The 1,312-nt window shown below is 58.3% G+C and carries 2 protein-coding genes; both read left to right on the forward strand.

The genetic code is table 11. From position 1 onward, the window contains the following. Positions 1 to 504: helix-turn-helix domain-containing protein (locus tag VQ044_RS25160; RefSeq protein ID WP_331827894.1), on the forward strand; the 504-nt coding region annotated here is incomplete at its 5' end. Between the two features lie 202 nt (positions 505 to 706). Beyond that, on the forward strand, positions 707 to 1,291 hold the full coding sequence (locus VQ044_RS25165) for a hypothetical protein (RefSeq protein WP_327650385.1): 585 nt from the start codon (positions 707 to 709) through the stop codon (positions 1,289 to 1,291). Positions 1,292 to 1,312: the final 21 nt, after the last annotated feature.

Below are 1,312 nucleotides of genomic sequence, written 5' to 3' on the forward strand. Positions count from 1 at the left end.
CAAGCGTTCAATGTACGGACGCGGAAACCTCGATCTTCTTCGCCAACGGTTCCTCCTGGCGCACATGAACCACACAACCTGCGCAAGAGCCCGGTTTGTGGGGGCGGCTTCAGTAACAAAGGAGAGTGCTCCGAAGCCCATCATAACGAGGACGTCGCCGTGGACCATTGGGGAACACGTCTCAAGGCCGCATTGCAGGCGCGCCAGATCGGCAAGCATTACGCACTTGCGGTCGAACTGGGCGTGCATGAAAGCGCGATCAGTCGCTGGCTACAAGGCCTGGCCATTTCCGTCCCCCACCTGATCGCTCTTTGTCAAACCCTCGATATCTCCATCGACTGGCTGCTGACCGGACAAGGAAGCATGACGCAGCACAAGCTTCCGATGGCGGATTCCGCCGAGGCGGCCAGGATTTTGTTCCAGGATATCACTCGCCGGGACATGGCGACGACGGCGAGCGTCCTCGCTGTGCTGCTCGAACGCATGACCGCCATCGAGCATTGAAGAGAAGTCTCGCCCTTCTTTCCTGCGCAATAAATTCCGTTACGGCATGCGCTACATGCAATAGAAATACAACTAAAAATTGTAATAATGTTTAATAATTGCTTGGCTAGGTTGTGATTCCGCTGTGTGGCTCGCAACCAGTCGCCGGTCGGAGAAGCTTTGTTCCAGCCGCGCGCGATTCCCTCAGCCAAGGAGAATTTCGATGACGACACCTTATGAAATCCAGATCACTTTGTCCGGTCCCGACATCACCACCCTCAAGAACGAGGGCTGGTCGCTCTTCGCGTTCAAATCGGTAAAGACCACGGCGGGAGGCGCCGAGCCGGTTTTGTGGTTCAAGACCCAGACCTTCATGCAGACGACAAAGGTCGACTGGACCGAGAGTTACCAGGCTTACGTATCGACCAGCGCCATCGTGCCCAACGGCAGCATCGACGCGGAGACGGACCTGGCCGTCAACCTGGGGCAGACCATCACCGTCGACAAGGACGGCAACCTGAGCGCGGCGTCGTCCGGCGAGGACGGCGTGGTGACTTTGTCGAACCCGGTCTCCGGCGGCCAGTGGACGAGCGGCCTGTCGCAGGAGGCCGAGGGCGTCTTCGTGCCGATGTGTGCGTTGACCCTGCACGGCATGACCGAGGAGTTGATCGCCCCGATCGAGAAGGTCCTGCTGATGTTCGCGACCGGCAAGTTCAATACCGGGCAGGTCATCTATCAATCCTTGCCTATCCGGTTGATTCCCACACCCACTAGATCTAGTGTTGGGCATGGATGTCCTGGCCCGTGAAGACCTGCCGTTCCCGCAGTC

Origin of the sequence: Aurantimonas sp. C2-5-R2 (genome assembly GCF_036549495.1) — a bacterium.
In the GTDB taxonomy this organism is placed as follows: domain Bacteria; phylum Pseudomonadota; class Alphaproteobacteria; order Rhizobiales; family Rhizobiaceae; genus Aurantimonas; species Aurantimonas coralicida_A.